The 18,980-nt window shown below is 67.1% G+C and carries 18 protein-coding genes; 10 read left to right on the forward strand and 8 right to left on the reverse strand.

Annotated features, from left to right (window positions below; genetic code table 11):
* Nucleotides 1-106: 106 nt before the first annotated feature.
* From IBJ82_RS03350 to IBJ82_RS03370, 5 genes are all read left to right on the forward strand, one after another.
* Nucleotides 107-376 carry a hypothetical protein gene (locus IBJ82_RS03350; protein WP_194824448.1) on the forward strand — a complete coding sequence of 90 codons (270 nt, stop codon included), beginning with the start codon at nt 107-109 and terminating at the stop codon, nt 374-376.
* 190 nt (nt 377-566) lie between these two features.
* The gene (locus IBJ82_RS03355) at nt 567-1,985 is read left to right on the forward strand and encodes a glyceraldehyde-3-phosphate dehydrogenase (protein WP_370585200.1); all 1,419 of its coding nucleotides are present in this window, start codon (nt 567-569) and stop codon (nt 1,983-1,985) included.
* Between the two features lie 165 nt (nt 1,986-2,150).
* On the forward strand, nt 2,151-3,632 hold the full coding sequence (locus IBJ82_RS03360) for a hypothetical protein (protein WP_370585124.1): 1,482 nt from the start codon (nt 2,151-2,153) through the stop codon (nt 3,630-3,632).
* A 113-nt stretch (nt 3,633-3,745) separates the two neighbouring features.
* On the forward strand, nt 3,746-4,993 hold the full coding sequence (locus tag IBJ82_RS03365; RefSeq protein WP_194824450.1) for a MoxR family ATPase: 1,248 nt from the start codon (nt 3,746-3,748) through the stop codon (nt 4,991-4,993).
* Nucleotides 4,990-6,213 carry a VWA-like domain-containing protein gene (locus IBJ82_RS03370; protein ID WP_194824451.1) on the forward strand — a complete coding sequence of 408 codons (1,224 nt, stop codon included), beginning with the start codon at nt 4,990-4,992 and terminating at the stop codon, nt 6,211-6,213. The genes IBJ82_RS03365 and IBJ82_RS03370 overlap by 4 nt, the downstream gene beginning before the upstream one ends.
* Nucleotides 6,214-6,225: 12 nt before the next feature.
* Here IBJ82_RS03370 and IBJ82_RS34460 read toward each other — a convergent pair whose 3' ends face one another.
* Nucleotides 6,226-6,636 (reverse strand): hypothetical protein, encoded by a 411-nt coding sequence (locus IBJ82_RS34460; RefSeq protein ID WP_228536411.1) that lies wholly within the window; start codon nt 6,634-6,636, stop codon nt 6,226-6,228.
* A 32-nt stretch (nt 6,637-6,668) separates the two neighbouring features.
* On the opposite strand from IBJ82_RS34460, the gene IBJ82_RS03380 reads away from it, so the two are divergent.
* The 3 genes from IBJ82_RS03380 to IBJ82_RS03390 are packed head-to-tail and all read left to right on the forward strand — an operon-like array spanning nt 6,669 to nt 10,472.
* Nucleotides 6,669-7,748 (forward strand): PDR/VanB family oxidoreductase, encoded by a 1,080-nt coding sequence (locus IBJ82_RS03380; protein ID WP_194824452.1) that lies wholly within the window; start codon nt 6,669-6,671, stop codon nt 7,746-7,748.
* A gap of 13 nt (nt 7,749-7,761) precedes the next feature.
* Nucleotides 7,762-8,964: an NAD(P)/FAD-dependent oxidoreductase gene (locus IBJ82_RS03385; RefSeq protein WP_194824453.1), complete on the forward strand. Its 1,203-nt coding sequence runs from the start codon at nt 7,762-7,764 to the stop codon at nt 8,962-8,964.
* Nucleotides 8,961-10,472 (forward strand): class I adenylate-forming enzyme family protein, encoded by a 1,512-nt coding sequence (locus tag IBJ82_RS03390; protein ID WP_194824454.1) that lies wholly within the window; start codon nt 8,961-8,963, stop codon nt 10,470-10,472. Before IBJ82_RS03385 ends, IBJ82_RS03390 begins: the two co-directional genes overlap by 4 nt.
* Here IBJ82_RS03390 and IBJ82_RS03395 read toward each other — a convergent pair.
* From IBJ82_RS03395 to IBJ82_RS03425, 7 genes are read right to left on the reverse strand one after another with little or no spacing between them, the layout of a single operon-like run.
* Nucleotides 10,450-11,160: a 5'/3'-nucleotidase SurE gene (locus IBJ82_RS03395; RefSeq protein ID WP_194824455.1), complete on the reverse strand. Its 711-nt coding sequence runs from the start codon at nt 11,158-11,160 to the stop codon at nt 10,450-10,452. The genes IBJ82_RS03390 and IBJ82_RS03395 overlap by 23 nt on opposite strands.
* Nucleotides 11,135-12,316, reverse strand: a complete 1,182-nt coding sequence (locus IBJ82_RS03400; protein ID WP_194824456.1) for an ABC transporter ATP-binding protein — start codon at nt 12,314-12,316, stop codon at nt 11,135-11,137. Before IBJ82_RS03400 ends, IBJ82_RS03395 begins: the two co-directional genes overlap by 26 nt.
* A gap of 5 nt (nt 12,317-12,321) precedes the next feature.
* Nucleotides 12,322-13,137, reverse strand: a complete 816-nt coding sequence (locus IBJ82_RS03405; RefSeq protein WP_370585125.1) for a carbohydrate ABC transporter permease — start codon at nt 13,135-13,137, stop codon at nt 12,322-12,324.
* Nucleotides 13,124-14,071 carry a carbohydrate ABC transporter permease gene (locus IBJ82_RS03410; protein WP_194824457.1) on the reverse strand — a complete coding sequence of 316 codons (948 nt, stop codon included), beginning with the start codon at nt 14,069-14,071 and terminating at the stop codon, nt 13,124-13,126. The genes IBJ82_RS03405 and IBJ82_RS03410 overlap by 14 nt, the downstream gene beginning before the upstream one ends.
* Nucleotides 14,068-15,054, reverse strand: coding sequence for a sugar phosphate isomerase/epimerase (locus IBJ82_RS03415; RefSeq protein WP_194824458.1), 987 nt, complete (start codon nt 15,052-15,054; stop codon nt 14,068-14,070). The genes IBJ82_RS03410 and IBJ82_RS03415 overlap by 4 nt, the downstream gene beginning before the upstream one ends.
* 46 nt (nt 15,055-15,100) lie before the next feature.
* Nucleotides 15,101-16,393 carry an ABC transporter substrate-binding protein gene (locus IBJ82_RS03420; RefSeq protein WP_194824459.1) on the reverse strand — a complete coding sequence of 431 codons (1,293 nt, stop codon included), beginning with the start codon at nt 16,391-16,393 and terminating at the stop codon, nt 15,101-15,103.
* A gap of 37 nt (nt 16,394-16,430) precedes the next feature.
* Nucleotides 16,431-17,654 (reverse strand): cytochrome P450, encoded by a 1,224-nt coding sequence (locus IBJ82_RS03425; protein WP_194824460.1) that lies wholly within the window; start codon nt 17,652-17,654, stop codon nt 16,431-16,433.
* On the opposite strand from IBJ82_RS03425, the gene IBJ82_RS03430 reads away from it, so the two are divergent.
* Together IBJ82_RS03430 and IBJ82_RS03435 are read left to right on the forward strand one after the other, a co-directional pair.
* Entirely contained in the window at nt 17,644-17,931 is a 288-nt protein-coding gene (locus IBJ82_RS03430; protein ID WP_194824461.1) for a hypothetical protein, read from the forward strand. The two genes, IBJ82_RS03425 and IBJ82_RS03430, sit on opposite strands and share 11 nt — an antisense overlap.
* Before the next feature lie 94 nt (nt 17,932-18,025).
* On the forward strand, nt 18,026-18,964 hold the full coding sequence (locus IBJ82_RS03435) for a LysR family transcriptional regulator (protein WP_194824462.1): 939 nt from the start codon (nt 18,026-18,028) through the stop codon (nt 18,962-18,964).
* Nucleotides 18,965-18,980 lie beyond the last annotated feature (16 nt).

Consider the following 18,980-nt stretch of genomic DNA (forward strand, 5'->3'; position numbering starts at 1 on the left):
CGCGCCGCCGACCTGTTGTTGCGTGCGCGGGCCGAACCGGACCTGCACCCCGACGTCCGCATCGCCGTGACGACCGCCTTGCGTCGCGCAGGACCTCGCCGCCACGTTGAACACTCTGGCCGACCGCCTCACCCCGCTGGGCGCTGCCCGGCTCGTGTCGACCGCCCACACCTTCGCCAATTGGAGTTCCGTCGGCCAGGTGGCGCTTCCCGCGATCGCGCTGCTGATCGCGCGCGGCGATGTCACCGGCGGGGTGCTGGCCGTCGCACTCCTCGATCGGGGTAGACGCACACCGGAACGTCAGGAAGCGCTCGATCGGTTGCGGTCCTCGCCGCATCCGGATCTGTCCCGGCTGGCATGGGATGTCGGGCGCTGAGCGAACCGCCGTGACGTCGGCGCTCGCGCCGGTTCGGTGCGACGCTGATCTCACCGGTGGGGAGTGGTCTACGGTGAAAATTTCGCCCTCACTAGCATCGATGCAGCGGAAATATCGATGAACCAGAGGACGTGTGTTGACTACCGAACAACTTGATCGCTGGAACGCTCAGGAAGCTGCTGCTGAGGCGATGATTCCGATCATCGGGACGTTGTACCGCAGCAAGGGTGTGACGATTCTGCTGCACAGTCGGTCGCTGGTGAACAAGTCGGTGATCAGCATTCTGCGGACGCATCGCTTCGCGCGCCAGATCGGCGGCGAAGAGCTGTCGGTGGACGAGACGCTGCCGTTCCTTCAGATGATCAGCCGGTTGGATCTGGGACCGTGCAAGATCGACCTGGGTCAGCTCGTGATGGCCTATCACGCCGATGAGCGTGGGCTCTCCGTCGAGGAGTACACCACCTCGGTGCTGGCCGACGTGAGCGACAGCAACAAGGCCGTCTCGCAGGGACCGCGCGATGTGGTGCTCTACGGGTTCGGGCGGATCGGGCGACTGGTCACCCGGTTGCTCATCGAGAAGGCCGGGTCGGGCAACGGGCTGAGCCTGCGTGCGGTGGTGGTCCGCCGGGGTGGTGACGACGACCTGGCCAAGCGGGCGTCGCTGCTGCGCCGGGATTCGGTGCACGGGCACTTCAACGGCACGATCAAGGTCGACACGGACAACGACACGATCACCGCGAACGGCAACGTCATCAAGTTCATCTACAGCGATGACCCGACCACGATCGATTACACCGCCTACGGCATCGACAACGCGATCCTGATCGACAACACCGGTCGCTGGCGTGACCGCGACGGTCTGGAGCAGCACCTGCGCCCCGGCATCGCGAAGGTGGTGCTCACCGCGCCGGGCAAGGGTGACGTGCCCAACATCGTGCACGGCGTCAACCACCGCGACCTGGACCTGTCGCAGCAGATCTTCTCCTGCGCCTCCTGCACGACCAACGCGATCGTGCCGCCGCTGAAGGCTATGGACGACGAATTCGGCATCGTTCGCGGACACGTCGAGACGGTGCACTCGTTCACCAACGACCAGAACCTGCTCGACAACTACCACAAGGCCGACCGTCGCGGCCGCTCCGCGCCGTTCAACCTGGTGCTCACCGAGACCGGTGCCGCCTCCGCGGTGGCCAAGGCGATGCCGGACTTCAAGGCCAAGATCACCGGCAACTCGATCCGCGTTCCCACCCCCGATGTCTCGGTCGCGATCTTGAACCTGCAGCTGAAGCAGGACACGACCAAGGAGGACGTGCTCGCCTACCTGCGTCAGGTATCCCTGGCGGGCCCGTTGAGCCGCAACCTCGACTACACCGCCGCCACCGACGCGGTCTCGAGCGACTTCATCGGCTCGCGCGCGGCCTCGATCATCGACGCCAACGCCACCATCGTCGAGGGCGACACCGCCATCCTCTACGTCTGGTACGACAACGAATTCGGCTACTCGTGCCAGGTCGTGCGGACCGTGCAGTACATCTCGGGCATCGAATACCCGACCTACCCGCAGCTGGGTGCGCAGTCCGACGCGCGCGAGCTGACCGACGCGCGGTAGCGACGCTCCGGCAGGGCGGGTATCTGGTCGCTGACCAGGGCCCGCCCGCCTCGTCGACTCGGTGGCAGACCGCGCGACCCGAACCTCAGCGCTTGTCGGGTCGCGCGTTGTTGTGCATACTGGCGACATGACATCGAGTCGAAAGGGCGTTCTGCGCCCGGGCCGTTGAGCCCCACGCCGGTCATCGAACCGGCTTCTCTCCCGCGTGAACGCGGGGAATTCACCGAAGATCCGCAGTACTCCCGTGCGTCGTATGACGATTCGCGCCTAGCCCTGTGGGTGCGTGTGCGCGAACTCGCTGTGCCGCCCCCGATGATCGAGGTCGCCACCGCACGGCGTCTCGTCGGCGACTGGTCCGGGGCCTGCGCCGCGGCTCATGTCGATGTCGATATCGACTTGCGGTCGTTGGCGCGGACCCACGGGCACGGACTTGCCGCACGCGTGCGGGCCGATCTGCGGTATCTGGCACCGGATCTCTTGCGCTGGCATCTGCCCAGGATCGCGCCGGACGGCTTCTTGCGGCCCGGGCTGACGATGGTCCTGGCACGCTATGGCGCTGAGGGCATCGGGAACGTCGAGAATGGAACACTGTGTCCCCGTGAGGGTTCCGTGCATCTGGTCGTGCGTACGCCGCCGGCATGGGCGGCTGCCGGTCAGCGGATAAGCCTCGCGCTGTGGGACGGGACGAGCCCCGGAACCGGTGCGCGCATGCACCCACACCCCCGACCCAACAGTCGCTACCGGCTCGACCTGCACCGTCACCTGTGGGATTCGCGCAGGGTGGGGGAGTTGCGAACCCGTGCTGGGGCTGGACAGTGCACGGCCATGACGCCCGGTGACGATCCCGGTCTCACGCTGTCCGGATCGGTGCCGCCGGGCTGTGCCGTCCACCGGTGGGCGGATGAGGCGGGAATTCTGCTGCGCGCCGAGGGACAGCGGTCCGGGCTGGTGCTGGTGCGGTGCGGTGCGCGGAAACGGGTGGTGTTGGACGTTCGCGCCGATGGGGAAAACGCTCCCGCAGGGCGGATTTCGAAGGCACACCCGCGCGGCGGAATCTCGGCCCTTCCGGTCCTGCCCGATGCCGCGACCTGGGTGCTCCCCGACCTGGAGTTGCTGCGCGCGGGCGCGATCGCCGCCGACCGACTGCATCCACTGGTCGCTTCGGTGCTGGGCCGCGACGGCATGCCGAGCGAGAACTCCGAGATCGACACCGCTCATCGAATCGTGGAGTGCCGCGGCGAACGTCATCGCATCGGGTTGGTGAACGGGGTACTCGCCGCGCTGGATCACGACCCCACCGAAATCCGACGCGAGGAACTCCTTGCGGTCCTGACCGGAACCCCGATGCCCTGCCTACAGGCCATCGACCGGTCACTGCGCCAACCGGATTGGCTCGTCGGCGTCTGCGACCGCTTGGACCACGGGGATATCGACGGCGCCCTCACCATCGTCGAAGGCAAGCTCGGCGCCGACGCGGTGCTGCGCGACGGACCACTTCGCGACGCACTCGAAGCTGCTGTACGACAACGGATTACCTATGGCCTGTTCCGGGCCGGCCTACCCGCGCCCGGTCGCGGCCACACCCCTCCCGACCGGTACGACCGCAAGGGTCGTCGCGCACGTCCTAGACGCCTGACCCTGCGCTGAGTTGTCGTCCGGGCCGTCATGGTCACGCCTTGTCGCGCTGACAGGCGGATTCGTGAGCTCGCTCGACCTGCTCTCATCCATCGAATTCTTCCGAACCCAAAGGTGATTCGCACATGACTGTTCATTCTCTCTACCCGCCGCTCCCGATTCGCACCGCCGACTCCCAACTCGACGTCGCGGGCGAACTCCTCGCCCTGCTGGGTGAGGTGAAGACCGAGCCGCGCTCCAATACGCAACTGGAAGCTCTCACCTTGGCGGTGGCCGCCGACCTGCCGGTGCTGCTGTGGGGTGAGCCGGGCATCGGCAAGACCGCTGCATTGACCCAGCTCGCCGAGTCCCTCGACCTGCCACTGACCACGGTGATCGCGAGTGTGCACGAGCCATCGGACTTCTCGGGCCTGCCGATCATCGGCGACGACCCCGCGACCCAGGGTGTGCCGATGGCGCCGCCGGACTGGGCGGTTCGACTCGTGCGGGCCGGGCGCGGCCTGCTGTTCCTCGACGAACTGTCCACCGCACCGCCCGCCGTGCAGGCGGCGCTGCTACGTGTGGTGCTCGAAAGGCGGGTCGGCGCGCTGGAACTGCCGCCGGGGGTGCGCATCGTCGCGGCCGCCAACCCGCGCTCCTCGGCCGCCGACGGCTGGGAGCTGAGCCCGCCGCTGGCGAACCGCTTCGTGCACCTGCAGTGGATCCACGAGCACGACGTCGTCGTCCGTGGCCTCGGCGGCACATGGCCGCGCGCGACCTTGCCACGGCTCGCGCCCGAAAGGCTCTCGGAGGCAGTCGCATTCGCGCGTCGTGCGGTATGCACCTTGCTCGCGGCGCGGCCCAAGCTCGTGCACCAGATGCCCACCACCGAAACCCGGCGGGGTGGTGCCTGGGCGTCACCACGGAGTTGGGAGATGACCGTGCGGCTGATCGCCTTCGCCACCGCGGCCGATGCGAGTCGTGATGCGCTGTCGCAGTTGATCCGCGGCACGGTCGGCGACGGCCCGGGTTTCGAACTGCTGACCAGCATCGATCGGATGGATCTGCCCGATCCGGAAGCATTGCTGGCCGATCCTGTCGCCGCTGAACTGCCGACCAGGGGCGACCTGCGCCAGGCAACCCTCGACGCTGTGGTGGCCGCGGTCCGCAAACGACCGGAGAAGGCTCGGTGGGACGCGGCCTGGTCGCTCCTGGTCAAAGCCGTGGAAACCGGAGCGCCCGACCTCGTGGTCGTTCCCGCGACCACCCTGGCCACGCTGCGCCGCGACGACTGGGAGGTGCCCGCGTCGATCGAACAACTCGCCGCGGTGGTGTCGGTATCCCAGAGCGCCGATCGCGCCGCGGCTCGCGTTGCCGTAGCGGCCGGCCGATGACAGCGGACACGACCGAGCTGGATTTCGACAAGCTCTATGCCGCACGGCTGCAAGCAGTTTCGGCCCGTCCCTATCTGGCGACCGCGCTGTACGCCCTGCACATCGTCGAGTCACGAGGGGTGTCGACGATGGGTGTGGACAAACATTGGCGGTGCTACGTGTCGCCACGGTTCGTCGACTACACGCCGGTGGAAGAACTGGCTTCGGTACTGGTGCACGAGGTTTCGCACCTGCTGCGCGACCATCACGCGCGCAGTGATCGCTACGCCCACACTCACGAGCTGACCGGCCCTGGCGAGCGGCTGCGGATGAATATCGCCGCGGATGCCGAGATCAACGACGACGCGTTCGGCGACGGGTTGGTCCGGCCCGAAGGCGCGGTTCTGCCCAGCACATTGGGTCTGGACGCAGGGCAACTCATGGAGGACTACCTGGGTCAGTTCAGCCTCGGGCCTCTGACGGAAGGCATGGCGTGGCTCGACTGCGGTAGCGGCGCGGACGGATCGGACCGCGCGTGGGAGCTGGGTCCCGACGGCGCGGACGGGCTCAGCGAACAGCAGCGCGACGGCGTCCGATTCCTCGTGGCACAGGGCATCGTCGGCCGTCCAGGAGACGCGCCCCAGGGTTGGCGACGCTGGGCGAACGAGGCCCTGCACCCCTCACAACCATGGCGGGACCTGCTCGGCGCCGCCCTCCGCGCGGCCGCCTCTGCCCCCGGTGTCGGCGAGGACTACACCTACCGGCGCCCGGCTCGGCGCTCGACAGCGCTACCGGGCATCGTGCTGCCGAGCCTGCGTCGCACCCCACCCAAGGTCAGCGTGGTCATCGACACCTCGGGATCGGTCAGCGACGACGAATTGGGCAGCGCGCTGCTCGAAGTCGCCGCCATCATCCGCGCCGTCGGCGGCCGCCGCGACCTGGTCACCGTCTTCTCCTGCGACGCCGCGGCACGAATCGCCCACCCGCTGTGCCAGGCCGAGGGGATGTCGCTGATCGGCGGCGGCGGCACCGACCTGCGCACCGGTTTCACCAAGGCCCTGCGCACCCGCCCCGATGTGCTCGTGGCCCTGACGGACGGTCAAACGCCCTGGCCGTCACAACAACCGGCGTGCCGAACGGTGGTCGGCCTCTTCCGCCGGGAACGTGCGTGGCAGGAGGACAATCCTGATTACGTTCCGGACCGGCCACCCGCGTGGGCGCGGGTGGTCGACATCGGCTGAAGCCGCGGTCGGCTATCCGCCGGAGGCCGCCCGCCGCGCCCGTACCAGCGGCGACACCAGCATGACCGACCCCGACAGCAAGAGCCCGGCGAGTGGAATCAACGGCAGATAGGACACCCACACCACCGGCTCTTGCTGCGCCAAGGCGATGACAGTGGCGACAACGGCGACGACGAACACGACCGCCGACCAACGATGCACCTGACGAACGCGCCCGCCTGCCGCCCTGCCCGCTCGTGAGCCGCGGTAGACCAGCACATACATCACCGAACCGGACAGGAACAGTCCGGCGAGCGGAATCAGCGGCAGGTAGACAACCCATTCCGGTCCGCTCAGCGACAACCCGATCACCGTGATGAGTACTGCCGCGAGAAAGCCGATGGCGAGCCATCGATGAGCTCGCCGAACTCCGATGATGTTCATCGAAAACCCTTTCGTCGATCCGTGGAAAAACAATGCTGCCACGGCACCGACCTCGTAACTTCTTGATTCCTGACCGTTTCTCCCCGCTGCCGACCATCGCTGGTCGCCCGTTTTCAATCCGGCAATTCGTTGAAAGTATCAATCCCCTCGGGCCGGCGAAGCCCTGCCAGACTCGTCGTGTGATCAGCGCGATTGTGCGAATTCGGTCCATCACCTACGAATCAGAGGGCGTGCTGTCCTTTGTGCTCACCGACCCAGGCGGCGCGCCACTGCCGCCGTGGGCACCGGGTGCGCACGTGGACGTCGTCCTGCCCGACGGCGTCGTTCGTCAGTACTCGCTGTGTGGCGATCCCGCGAATCGGGACAGTTATCGCATCGCGGTGCTGCTCGAGGAGCAGGGTCGGGGCGGGTCGGCGTGGATGCACGAGAAAGTACGGCCGGGCACGCTGCTGGAGATCCGGGAGCCACGCAACAATTTCCCCCTCGCCCCGGCAGCGAGCTACCTGTTGATCGCCGGCGGCATCGGGATCACCCCGCTGCTGCCGATGATCCGCGAACTCGAACAGCGCGGCGCCGCATGGCAATTGCACTACGGCGGCCGCACCGACGCGCGGATGGCCTTCGCCGAGGAACTGTCGGGCTACGGTGCGCGGGTTCGTCGCTACGCGCAGGACGAAGTCGGGCTGATGCCGCTGGCCGAGATCCTCGCGCCGGTGGGCTCGGGCACGCTCGTGTACTGCTGTGGCCCCGAGCCGCTGCTCACCGCGGTCGAGCAGCACTGTGTGTCGGAGGCTCTGCGAGTCGAACGTTTCCATCCGAAGGAGATCGCGTCGACCGGACCGGACCGGCCGACGACGGTCGTACTCAATCGCTCCGGCCGGACCATCGACGTTCCGGCCGATGCGTCGGTCCTCGACGCCCTCGAGCGCGCCGGTGCCGATGTGCTGTGGTCGTGCCGCGAAGGAACGTGCGCGACCTGCGAAACCACCGTGCTCGAAGGTGAAGTCGAGCACCGCGATTCGGTTCTCACACCGGCTGAACAAGAGTCGGGCAAAACCATGATGATCTGCGTCTCCCGAGCGCGCACGGACCGTCTCGTGCTCGATGCCTGAAAGGTCGAAGACTGTGCACGATGTCATTGTTGTCGGCGCGCGCTGCGCTGGTGCTACGGTCGCGATGCTGCTCGCGCGCCGCGGCTACCGGGTGCTCTGCGTCGACCAGGCGCTGTTTCCCAAGGACGCCGTCTCGACCCACATGCTGCGGCAGAGTGGTCTCGCGCGGCTGCGGGATTGGGGCCTGCTCGAACAGCTGAAGGCCACGGGCTGTACGCCCATTCACTCGATCACGATGTCCTATGCCGACGCGCAATTCTCCGGCTTCTCCGACCCCATCGACGGTATCGCCGAGACCTACGCGCCGCGGCGCATCGTGCTCGACAAACTGTTGCAGGATGCCGCTCGGTCGGCCGGTGTCGATCTGCGCGAGGGCGTCACCGTGCTCGATCTGGTGCGCGAGGGTGAGCAGGTCACCGGCATCGTCGGGCGCGACCGCGACGGCGAACAGATCGTCGAACACGCCCGCCTCGTCATCGGCGCCGACGGTTACGCCTCCACCGTGGCCCAGCTCACCGGCGCCGAGAAGTACGACGTGGTCCCGGGCGAGACCTTCACCAGCTACTCGTACTGGTCCGGTCTGACTATGCAGAGCCAGTTGCGCATCGGCGACAAGCAGGCGGTCGGCGGCTGGCCGACCAACGACGGCAAGACACTGATGTGGTGTGTGCAATACGTCGACCGTTTCGCACCGTTTCGCACCGATGTCGAGGGCAATTTCTCGTTGGCGTTCAAGGAAACCGCGCCCGATCTCGCCGAACTGCTCGAGACCGGCGAACGCGACGAGCGGTTCTACATCGCGCGCTACCCGGAGAATTTCTATCGGCAATCGCACGGCCCCGGTTGGGCACTGGTGGGTGACGCCGGATATCACAAGGACCCCTTCACCGGTCTGGGGATCAGCGACGCGTTCACCTACGCCGATCTGCTCGCCGAGCGCGCACACGAAGGACTGTCGGCGGCGCGGCCGCTCGACGAAGCGCTCGCCGAGTATCAGGCGCAACGCGATCGGTCGAGTAAGCCGATGTACCGGTTCACCTGTGATTCCTCGCGACTGGTGTTGCCGGACAAGCATGTCGAGGTGATGCGGGCGCTGCCGAGCAGCCCGAAACACACGCAGCAGTGGTTCCGGATGATGGCGGGCGGGCTCAGTGGTCGGGAGTTCTTCGCCGAGGACAATCTCGCCCCGCTGCTGAATCCGCAGGGCGCACGATGACCGTGCAACCGTTCGACAACGCCGGAGTCTTTCGCGACGAGCGCGGTGTCGCGCATTACTCGGGTCTTCCGGATTCACTGGTGGATATGCTGCGCCACACGGTGCGGACCTGGCCCGACGAGGAAGCCGTCGTCGAGATCGGCGGCGAGCGACTCTCGTACCGGCAACTGTTGGATCGGGCCGCCCGGGTGGCCGGTGGGCTGCGGGACAAGGGGATTCAGCCGGGGGACCGCGTCGCCAGTCTGTTGGACGCCGGAACCGATTGGGTAGTCGGCTTCCTCGGCATCGTGTTCGCGGGCGCGGTGGCCGTGCCGGTAAATACTCGGTTCGCCGCCCCCGAGATCGAGTACGTCCTGACTGATTCCGCCGCCTCGTTCAGCCTTCGTCCGGAAGAGGCGCTGCCGCAAGGCGATCCCTATGTCTACGAGGGTGCGGCGCCGACCGATCCGGCCGCGATCTTCTACACCAGCGGCACGACCGGACGTCCGAAAGGCGCGATCACCACCCACCGCAACCTGCTGTCCACGGTGGAGAACGTGCGTCGACTCGCCGACATCGCCGCCGAGGAAGGCCCGACCCTGCGCAACCTGGTCTCGGTGCCGCTGTTCCACGTCACCGCGTGCAACAGCCAGCTGATTCCGCAGCTCGCCATCGGCGGCAGCACGATCATCTTGCCGCAGTTCAAGATTCAGGACTTCCTGCGGGCGATCGTCGACGAGCGGATCACCTCGCTCACCAACACTCCCGCCATCTACTACCTCGCGTTCCGGCAACCGAACTTCGCCGACTTCGACCTGAGCGGGGTGAACCGGGTCGCCTACGGCGGTGCTCCGGTCGCGCCCGCGCTGGTCGCCGAGATCGCTGAGCACTTCCCGAACGCGCGCCTGGCCAACGGTTTCGGTCTCACCGAGACCTCGTCCATCTCGACCTACCTGCCCCATGAGTGGGCAACCGCGCACGCGGAATCGGTGGGGTTCGCCGCGCCGATCGTCGACCTGGCCATCGACGCGCCCGATCCGGTCAGCGGCGTCGGGGAACTGCTCATCCGCGGCGCCAATGTCGTTGCCGGCTACTGGAACAACCCCGTCGCCACCGCGGCGACCTTCGTCGACGGCTGGCTGCGCACCGGTGACCTCGCCCGCATCGACGAGCGGGGACTGGTGTCGATCGCCGACCGGGCCAAGGACATGATCAATCGTGGCGGCGAGAACGTGTACTGCGTCGAGGTGGAGAACGCTCTCGCCGGCGCCCCGGGCATCGGCGAATCCGCGGTCGTCGGGGTACCCGACGACATGATGGGCGAGAAGGTCGGCGCGGTGGTGGTGCCGGTGGCGGGTACCGAGTTCGATGAAGCCGCCGTGCTCGACTACCTGCGTGCGATTCTCGCGGATTTCAAAGTGCCCCAGTACTTCTCGGTGCGCGCGGCGCCGTTGCCGCGCAACCCCGGCGGGAAGATCGTGAAGACCGCGTTGCGGTCCGAACCGTTCAAGCCCGCCGGACGAGGGTGATGCTGGTTCGTCGTTGCTCGGCGAAGGCATGGATGTCGTCGTCGGGCGCCAGATCCTCGGCACGGTAACCGATCGTGCTGAGGATGGCGCCGCTGGCGACGTCGAAGACGTCGGTGTAGTACAGCGCGCGGCTGACCTTGGTGTAGGCCGGATCGGCGCCCCGGTCGGTGCCGGAGAGATTGACGTTCGCGGTGAACCAGCCCGCCCGCGCTGCCAGCAGCGTGGTGAGTAATTGGGCGGTCGCCTCGGGTACCCAGCTCCAGTCCCAGGCGTGCGGCTCGGCCCACGGCCCACCGAACTCGCGCGAGAGCGCGATGCCGGGCACACCGCGCGCTCCCGCTTCCTGCACCGCACCGTAGGTGCCGCTGACATTCAGCGTGGCGCCGATGTTCTCGCCCGCGTTCACCCCGCTCAGGCACAGATCTACCGGCGCGAGGACCCCGGAGGTCAGCGCGAAGACCACGCAGGCCGCCGGAGTCGATCCCACGTGGATCGTGGGAATGCCGGCGGTCGGGGCCGCCCACTCCCACTCCACCGCGACGCCACTGCGTCGGGACTGGCTCGCGCCCGACATCGGCCCGCTCGGTGCTACCACCGTCGCGTCGATGCCGAGCGCGCGCACGGCTTCCGCTAACGCCAGGAGCCCCGGCGCGCGGTATCCGTCATCGTTGGTGATCAGCAGGTGCATCGAAAGCCGTCACTCGGGCACGGGTCTCCGGATCGAACAGGTGCAGCCGGTCCGCCGGGACGAATACCTGGATTCGCGCGCCGATGGCCGGTGCCGGATCGTTCGCGGGCAGCGTCACGGCCCAGCGGCCCGATTCGCCGGTGCACTGCGCGATCTTGGAGTCGCCGGTGAACTCGACCAGCTCCACCACGCCGTGCACGAGCAATCCCGGGCCGTCGTGGCGTCGGAGCGTGCCGTCGCCGGGCCGCCAGCCCAGTGTCAGTTCGGCAGGCACACCGGGGACAGGTTGCGGGAGAAGCGCTTCCAGCCCGGACCCGGTCATCTCGTCGCCTGCCTGGTTCATGGTCACCGTCGCCAGGTTCATCGGCGGGCTACCGAGGAACGTCGCGACGAACAGGTCGACCGGCCGCCGATACACCTGCGCCGGACTACCGACCTGCAACACCCGCGAATCGTTCATCACCACCAGGTGGGTGGCCATCGACAGCGCCTCGAGCTGGTCATGGGTGACCAGCACGACGGTATTGCCGAGCTCACGATGCAGCCGCACCAGCTCCACTCGCGCCTGCTGCCGCAACTGGGCGTCGAGCGCGGACAGCGGCTCGTCGAGCAGCAGCACCTTCGGCTGCCGAACGATCGCTCTGGCCAGCCCGACTCGCTGACGTTGACCACCCGACAACTGCGCGGGCCTACGGTGGCGCAGCTCGCTCAACCCGAGGCTGTCGCACGCACCGGCAACCCGTCGCTCGATCTCGGTGCGGTCCAGCCCCGACTTGCGGTTGTGTTTGCCCTCCAGCCGCAGGCCGAAGGAGATATTGCGCTCCACCGTCATGTGCGGGTACAGCGCGAAGTCCTGGAACACCATCGAGACACCGCGCCGTCCCGGCGACACCTCGGTGACGTCGGCGCCGTCGATGAGCACCCGCCCCGCGGTGGGGGTTATCAGACCGGACACCACGCCGAGCGCGGTCGATTTGCCGCAGCCGGACGGGCCGACCAACACGGTCAGCGATTGTCCCGGTACGTGCAGGAGGTCCACGTCGAGAGCCGGGCGGTCCTCGCCGTATTGCTTGGTGATGCCGTCGAGCACCACGCCGGCCGAAAGATCGAGCTCGGTGGTCAGCACCGGTGGCTCGCTCACACTGAGACTGGTCATGTCGATTACCGAACCCCTGAATGAAGGAAGGCGTCCGCGATCCGTCGCGACGCCAGGACATAGATGATGACGACGGGCAGTGAGGCCAGCATCGCCGCGGCGAGCATGGGCCCGTACTGCGCGCTCTCGGGGCCGATGAACAGCGCCAGACCCGGCTGGATGGTGGTGTCCTCCGGGTCGGGCATCACCAGCAGCGGCCACAGGAATTCGTTCCACGTACTGATGAACAGCAGGATGGCCACCGCGCCGAGGGCCGGGCGAAGCACGCCGAGCACCACGTGGCGCAGGATCTCCCACGAAGTGGCGCCTTCGAGCACCGCCGCCCCGATCAGCGATTGCGGCACCGAACGAATGTGGTCGCGCAGCAGCAGCACCGCCAGCGCGCTGACACCCAGCTGCGGAATGATCACCCCGATCGTGTGACCCTGCCAACCGAGCTTCGTCGTCATCAGGAACTGCGGGATGATCAGTGCCTGCGGCGGGATCAGCAGCGAAATACCCACGGCGGCAAGGACGAAGCCTCGCCCCCGAGCCTTGTCGAACCGCACCAGCGCGTAGGCGGCGGGCACGGCGACGAGCATTGTCGCGACGGTGACGCCCGCGGCCATCACGAAGGTGTTCCACAGCAGCCTGCCGATCGGGAAATTGCCCACGGCCAGTTCGTAGTTCTCCATGCTCGCCGGAAACGGGAGCGGATTCAGATCGAAGATCGTCGACACCGGTTTGAACGAGGTGGCCAAGGCCAACGCCACCGGGAACAGCATCAGCACAATGGCTGTGATCAGTAGCAGGTGTCTGCCGATCGCGTCACCGCGTCGCACGGAATCTCCTCGAGAGCAGGGTGTGGAAGGTCAGGAGCAGCCCGAACGCGAGCGCGATCACGATGGCCGCCGCCGATGCGGTGCCCGCGTCGAAAAAGGTGAAACCGTAGGTGTAGAGCCGGTAGTAGACATTGTCGGTGGCATTGCTCGGTCCACCTCGGGTGAGCACACCGATATTGGTGAACAGCCATGGCCACACCACCACCATCGACAGCAGTCCGAGCAGCACGATCGGGCGTCGCAGCTGGGGCAGGATGATCGACCTGGTGATCTCGCCCTCGGTGGCGTCGTCCAGGCGCGCGGCGTCGATGGTGCGACGATCGAGGTTCGCCAGCGCCGCACCGAACAGCAAGGTGTTGAGCGCCACCACTTTCGGCGCCGTCACCACGACGACGGTCGGCAGCGCGGTGGCCGGGTCGCCGAGCCAGTTGATCGGTTCCACACCGGCGAACCCGAGCACCTGATTCAGGGTCCCGTACAGCGGGTCCAGAATGAACTGCCACGACAGCGCGTTGGCCACCGGCGCGAGCACGACCGGCAGGAACAGCAGCATTCGGTAGAACTCGCTGGCCCGGCCAGGGCGCTTCCACAGCGCGATGGCCAGCGCGCACGGGACGACCGTCGCGAAGGGCAGTACGAACAGCGCGTACTTCAGCGTGTTCCAGGCCGCGTTGCCGAATTCCGGTTCGGTGATGAGGGTTTCGTAGTTTTCGAAGCCGTTGAACTCGATGTCGGGGGAGACCAGGTTCCAGTCGAGGAAGCTGAGCACCGCGGTGAACACGAGCGGCCCGTAGACCCATACGGCGATCGCGAGCACGGTCGGCGAGAAGTACAGCCAGGCAAGGCCGGTCGCGGCAGGACGCTCGACCGCGCGCGCCTTCGGCTTCGCGTCGCGCACCTTCGGCTTTGCCTCGGGGGCCTCGGTGAGCGTCATGAACGGGCTCGCACGTCGAGCATGCGCAGGGTGGTCTCCAGAGCCTCGGCGTAATGGCGCGCGTGGCGCATTTCGATGATGATCGCCGGGTCATGGGGGAAGGTCGTCGCCATGACCTCGGCCAGCGGGATCGAGCCCCAACCGGGCGGCAGGTGCAGATCGCCTTCACCGAGGAGTTCGAGTTCGTACGGGCTGGCATCGGGCTGGCGGGCCATCCGGCCGAAGTTATCGTGCAGGTGAATGTGGCCGACGACCGGGGCGACCTCGCGAATCGCGGCCAGGTAGTCGTAATTCAGGTAGCCGGCCGACAGGTACGCGTGGCCGACGTCGAGGCACATCGTCACCGCGGGGTGGTCGATCTGCTGTACCTGTTCGGCGACCATGTCCAGGCGCATCCCGTAGGAACGGCGGGTGAGCACCGCGGGTCCGGGTGCTCGGTTCTCGACCGCGATCATGACCCCGCGCGCGCCGGACTCGTCGGCGAGCTCGCGCAGCATCGTGCGTTCGGTTTCCATGCCCGCGGTCAGCGCCTCGCCGTCGCTGTAGAGGTTCGGCAGCACTCCGGCGTGGTAGACCAGCACCTCGGCGCCGATCGCGGCGGCGACCTCCAGGTCCGCCAGCAGCCCGAGCTGCTGCGCGGACGCGGTGCCGGTGTCGAGCAGGTTGCCGGTACGCCCGGACGAATACCACGAACTGTGCAGGGTCAGCCGGAGTCGGCAATCGGCCAGCGCGTCGCGTAGCGCCGCCAGTCGGGAGCGCTGTACCTGTCCGCCGATCACCACCCCGAGGCCGCAGCCACCGAGTTCGGCATAGCCGAATCCGGCGGTCGCGGCCTCATCGAGGAATTCGCGCATCTCCTCGAAATCGGAGCGCAGGAGCTGCTTTCCCGACCACGGATTGACCGTCAGGCCGATCTTGTTCGGGATCGCGCCGCCGTTCGGCGAACCGTTCGGAGGCGTGTGTGCGAATACCTGGTGTGACAACGGTGTCTCTCTTCGAGGGGTGGTGGTCAGCGGATGGTGCGTGAACTCAGCTGAGTCCGCGGATCTTCGCGGCAGCGGCGCGCAGGGTTGCCGCCGGGTCGGCGCCGCGCAGGACGATCGGTTCGACGGCCTCGTCCTGGAGGATGACGACGCCCTGGTTGGACTGCTTGCCGGGGAAGGCGGTGTAGGGAGCCAGGTCGGCCATCTGCTTGACGGCCGAGCCGAGACGCGGGTCGGCCGACGACTCCGCCGCGGTCCGCAGCGGCAGGTAGCCCATCTGCGAGGCGATGAGCTTGAAGCTCTCGTCGTTGGTCATGAACTGCACGAACTTCCACGCCGCTTTCGCCCTGGCGTCGTCCTTGGCCACGATCGTCAGGCCGGAGCCGGAGAAGGTGGGGCGGGCGGGCAGGTTGTCGAAGGCGGGCAGCGGCGCCACCTGCAGGGCGAACTTGCCCTTGGCGGCCGCATCGAGGGTCAGCAGACCGCCGCCGGTGGTGACCAGCATGCCGAGCTTGCCCGAGTTGAAAGCGCTTTGCGCGGAGGCGAAGTCGACGGCGGGCTGGACACCGGACTTGGTGAGATCCTGGATCGTCGACAGCGCGGTGATCACCGGGGCCGAGTCGACGGTGACTTCACCGCTGCCGGACACCAGTGCGCCACCGGCACTGTTGACCAACGACTGGGTCAGGTAGTCGGACTTGCCCGGGTCGGCCGCGGAGACGTACACGCCCTGCGCCTCGGTCTTGTCCTTGATCGCCTGCGCGGCCTGCTTGAGCTGGGCCATCGTCTTGGGCGGCTGGGCCGGGTCGAGCCCGGCGGCGGTGAACAGGTCGGCGTTGTAGAAGACCACGGGGGTGGCCATCATGAACGGCATCGCGACCGGCTTCTTGGCGCCGGCCACGGGGGTCGCCTTCAGCACCGACGGCACGAAGCCCGCCATGTGCTTGTTCCACTCGTCGGTCCCGGCGACCTCTTCGAGCGACCGCAGCGGCAAGGTCTGCGAGGCTTGCGCGACCTTGCTCCAACCGATCTGCGCGACGTCGGGCGGGTTGCCCGCCACCACTTCGCTCTGGAGTTTGGTGAGCGCGTCGGCCGTCGGGACCGACTGCGGTTTCACCGTGATCTTCGGGTTGGCAGTCTGGAAGTCGTTGATCAACTTCTCGATGCCCTTGCCCAGCGGGTTCGCCTGTCCGTAGGTGTAGGACAGGAAGGTGATGGTCACCGGGTCGTCGGCCGAGGCCGGCGCCGAGCTGTTCTGGCCGCAGGCTGCGAGCAGCGTGGTGACCGCGACGAGCACGATCCCCCATCCGGCCTTACGGCCGTGGTGGTGCGAGTTCATAACAGGCTTTCTGTGGAGGGGGTGGTCGAATCGGAGGTCAACGGAGTCGGACTCCGCCATGCGTGACGGTCATGGCCTGGATGCCACGCAAGTTCACATTGGGTCGGTACTGCAGCGAACCCGGAACGAGCACGGGGTCGATCACGCGCGAGGCGAAGGCGGACAGCGCCGCGGCACCCTCGGCCCGGCCCAGCGCCGCGGCGAGGCAGAAGTGCGCTCCGGCGGAGAAGGCGAGGTGGTCGGCCGCGCCGCGGGCGACATCGAAACGGTCGGGGTCGGGGTAGTGCGCTGGATCGCGATTGGCCGAGGCCAGCAGCACCAGCATCGCGGTGCCGGGGCTGATCGCCGTGCCGCTCACCTCCATGTCGCGGGTGGCGATGCGCATCACGAACTGGATGGGCGCGTCGTAGCGCAGCACCTCGTCGGCGGCACTGATCCCCAGTGCGGGATCGGCGCCGAGGATCTCACGCTGCTCCGGGTGCTGCAGGAGCGCGAGCACACCGTTCGCGATGAGGTTGGCGGTGGTCTCGTGGCCGGCGACCATCAGCAGCACACAGGTGGCGAGCAGTTCGCCCTCGCTGAGCACTTCGCCTTCCTCTTCGACCTCGATGAGCCGCGAGAGCAGGTCGTCGCCGAGGTTGCCGCGCCGCCGGGAGATCAGGTTGACCAGGTAGTTCATCAGCTCGTTGCGCGCGCCCTCGGCGTCATCGAGATCGTCGTTGTGGACGACGAGATTGAAGTCGAGGACGCGGCCGAGTCGTCGGGCGGCGGGTTCGAAGTCGCCGAACTCCTCGACGGGGATGCCGAGCAGGGCGCACATGATCCGCACCGGCAGGGGCAGCGCGAATTCCGAGATCACGTCGAATTCGGACTTACTCGCGATCTGTTCGACGAGTTCGTCCACGATGGAGTGGATCTGCGGCTGCGAGGCCCGAATAACCCTGGGGGTGAAGGCTTTCGAGACGAGTCGGCGAATGCGGGTGTGCGCCGGCGGATCGAGGAACAGCAGGGACTCCGGACGCTGCGGGTGATCCTTGCCGAGTCGGGACAGCTTGGGGTCGTTGCGCACCGACGGGTCGCGCAGCACCTGCTGGCAATCGGCGTAGTTGGCGATGATGATGAGGTCGCCGCCTTTGGTGACCAACGGGGACTTCGTGCGCAGGGCGCGGTGAACGGGATAGGGATCGGGTCGAGTGTCGGGAGCGAACAGTTCGGCCAGTGTCGACTCAGCGTCGTGCTGGCTGGCAACCGTGGTCGTCATTTTCTGGGCTCCTTCGAAATTGGCGTCGAAATTATTTCGTCTGCACCGGGTAAAAGTCTTCCACCCCGACATCACGGGCGACAACGCAGAACGCATTATTGATCAATTGCGGTACGAAATAGATCGCCGTGTCAAGACGGGGATCATCGGGTTTTTCGGGGTCAGCGATTCGATTGCCGAATCGACCGTGTTCACAGTGCCGTCGGCGGTGCGGGTCACCGCGAGGCGGGGAAGACACGCCGTGGAGTCGGCAGGAATTCGGTCGCTGCTCACCTGAGCTTCATGGTCGCGTTCCCCTATGACGTGCGGTGCCGCTATACAAGGTGCATATCTCGGACAAGTCACGTCACTGATTACGCGAGGCGCGCACTATGGAGACACGGCATATCGAGGCATTTTTAGCCATCGCCGACGAACTGCACTTCGGGCGGGCGGCCGCCAGGCTCCACCTCACGCAGCCGTCACTGAGTCAGCAGCTCAAGCGCCTGGAACGCCATCTCGGCGTCGAACTGGTGTCGCGGACGTCGCGGGTGGTGCAGTTGACCCCCGCGGGCGAAGCGTTCCGTGCCGACGCACGGCGGATTCTCGGGGAGGTGCACTCGGCGACCAACACCGTCCGCGACATCGCGGCCGGACGCATGGGCAAGATCAACATCGGGTTCAACGGCCGGGCCGGGCAGCTCATCATGCCCAGGTCACTGGCCCAATTGCACGCGAACTATCCCAACATCACCACCAAACTCACCTCCGGCCGATCCGGGCCGCAGCTCACCGCCCTCACGCGCGGCGAACTCGATGTCGGGTTGCTCTACGGTGGCGCGTCCAACGGCGGGTCGGTGTTGTCGCGGTGTCTGCTGCAGATGCGCATCGGCGCGCTGGTCGGGCAGGGGCACCGGTGGGCAGATCGGTCGTCGATCTCGATCCGCGAACTCGCCGAGACGCCGTGCGTCCTGTTCAACCGCGAGGTGAGCCCGGCGATGTACGACGCCATCATGGCCGCGGGCGAGCGGGCAGGCGCCTTCCCGAAGGTTGCCGAGTACATGAACGACTCGGTGGCCACCGGGATCACCGTGGCGGCCCGCCGGTATGTGGGGTTCGCGTCGTTCGTCAGCATGGACGAGCCGCGGCCGATGGGATTGAAGGTGGTTCCACTCGTCGATCCGGAACCGGTGGTGGAATTGCAGGTCGCGTGGCGCGTCGACAGTCCCAACGAAGTGGTGCAGGTATTCCTGGACAGCCTCGATTCGACGAAGAATTTCCTGCAATCCACTATCAGCGGCAAGGTGTACGGAGAACCGTTGGCGAGTTGATTGCCATTCGGTCGAT

The sequence above is a fragment of the Nocardia sp. XZ_19_231 genome, from assembly GCF_015355705.1.
Lineage (GTDB): Bacteria > Actinomycetota > Actinomycetes > Mycobacteriales > Mycobacteriaceae > Nocardia > Nocardia salmonicida.

Coding starts and splice junctions, on each gene's coding strand:
- IBJ82_RS34460 (WP_228536411.1), bottom strand. CDS start 6,636: ATGAACATCATCGGAGTTCGGCGAGCTCATCGATGGCTCGCCATCGGC.
- IBJ82_RS03420 (WP_194824459.1), bottom strand. CDS start 16,393: ATGAACTCGCACCACCACGGCCGTAAGGCCGGATGGGGGATCGTGCTC.
- IBJ82_RS03380 (WP_194824452.1), top strand. CDS start 6,669: ATGCTGCCACGGCACCGACCTCGTAACTTCTTGATTCCTGACCGTTTC.
- IBJ82_RS03400 (WP_194824456.1), bottom strand. CDS start 12,316: ATGACCAGTCTCAGTGTGAGCGAGCCACCGGTGCTGACCACCGAGCTC.
- IBJ82_RS03365 (WP_194824450.1), top strand. CDS start 3,746: ATGACTGTTCATTCTCTCTACCCGCCGCTCCCGATTCGCACCGCCGAC.
- IBJ82_RS03425 (WP_194824460.1), bottom strand. CDS start 17,654: ATGACGACCACGGTTGCCAGCCAGCACGACGCTGAGTCGACACTGGCC.
- IBJ82_RS03435 (WP_194824462.1), top strand. CDS start 18,026: ATGGAGACACGGCATATCGAGGCATTTTTAGCCATCGCCGACGAACTG.
- IBJ82_RS03355 (WP_370585200.1), top strand. CDS start 567: ATGATTCCGATCATCGGGACGTTGTACCGCAGCAAGGGTGTGACGATT.
- IBJ82_RS03390 (WP_194824454.1), top strand. CDS start 8,961: ATGACCGTGCAACCGTTCGACAACGCCGGAGTCTTTCGCGACGAGCGC.
- IBJ82_RS03410 (WP_194824457.1), bottom strand. CDS start 14,071: ATGACGCTCACCGAGGCCCCCGAGGCAAAGCCGAAGGTGCGCGACGCG.
- IBJ82_RS03370 (WP_194824451.1), top strand. CDS start 4,990: ATGACAGCGGACACGACCGAGCTGGATTTCGACAAGCTCTATGCCGCA.
- IBJ82_RS03395 (WP_194824455.1), bottom strand. CDS start 11,160: ATGCACCTGCTGATCACCAACGATGACGGATACCGCGCGCCGGGGCTC.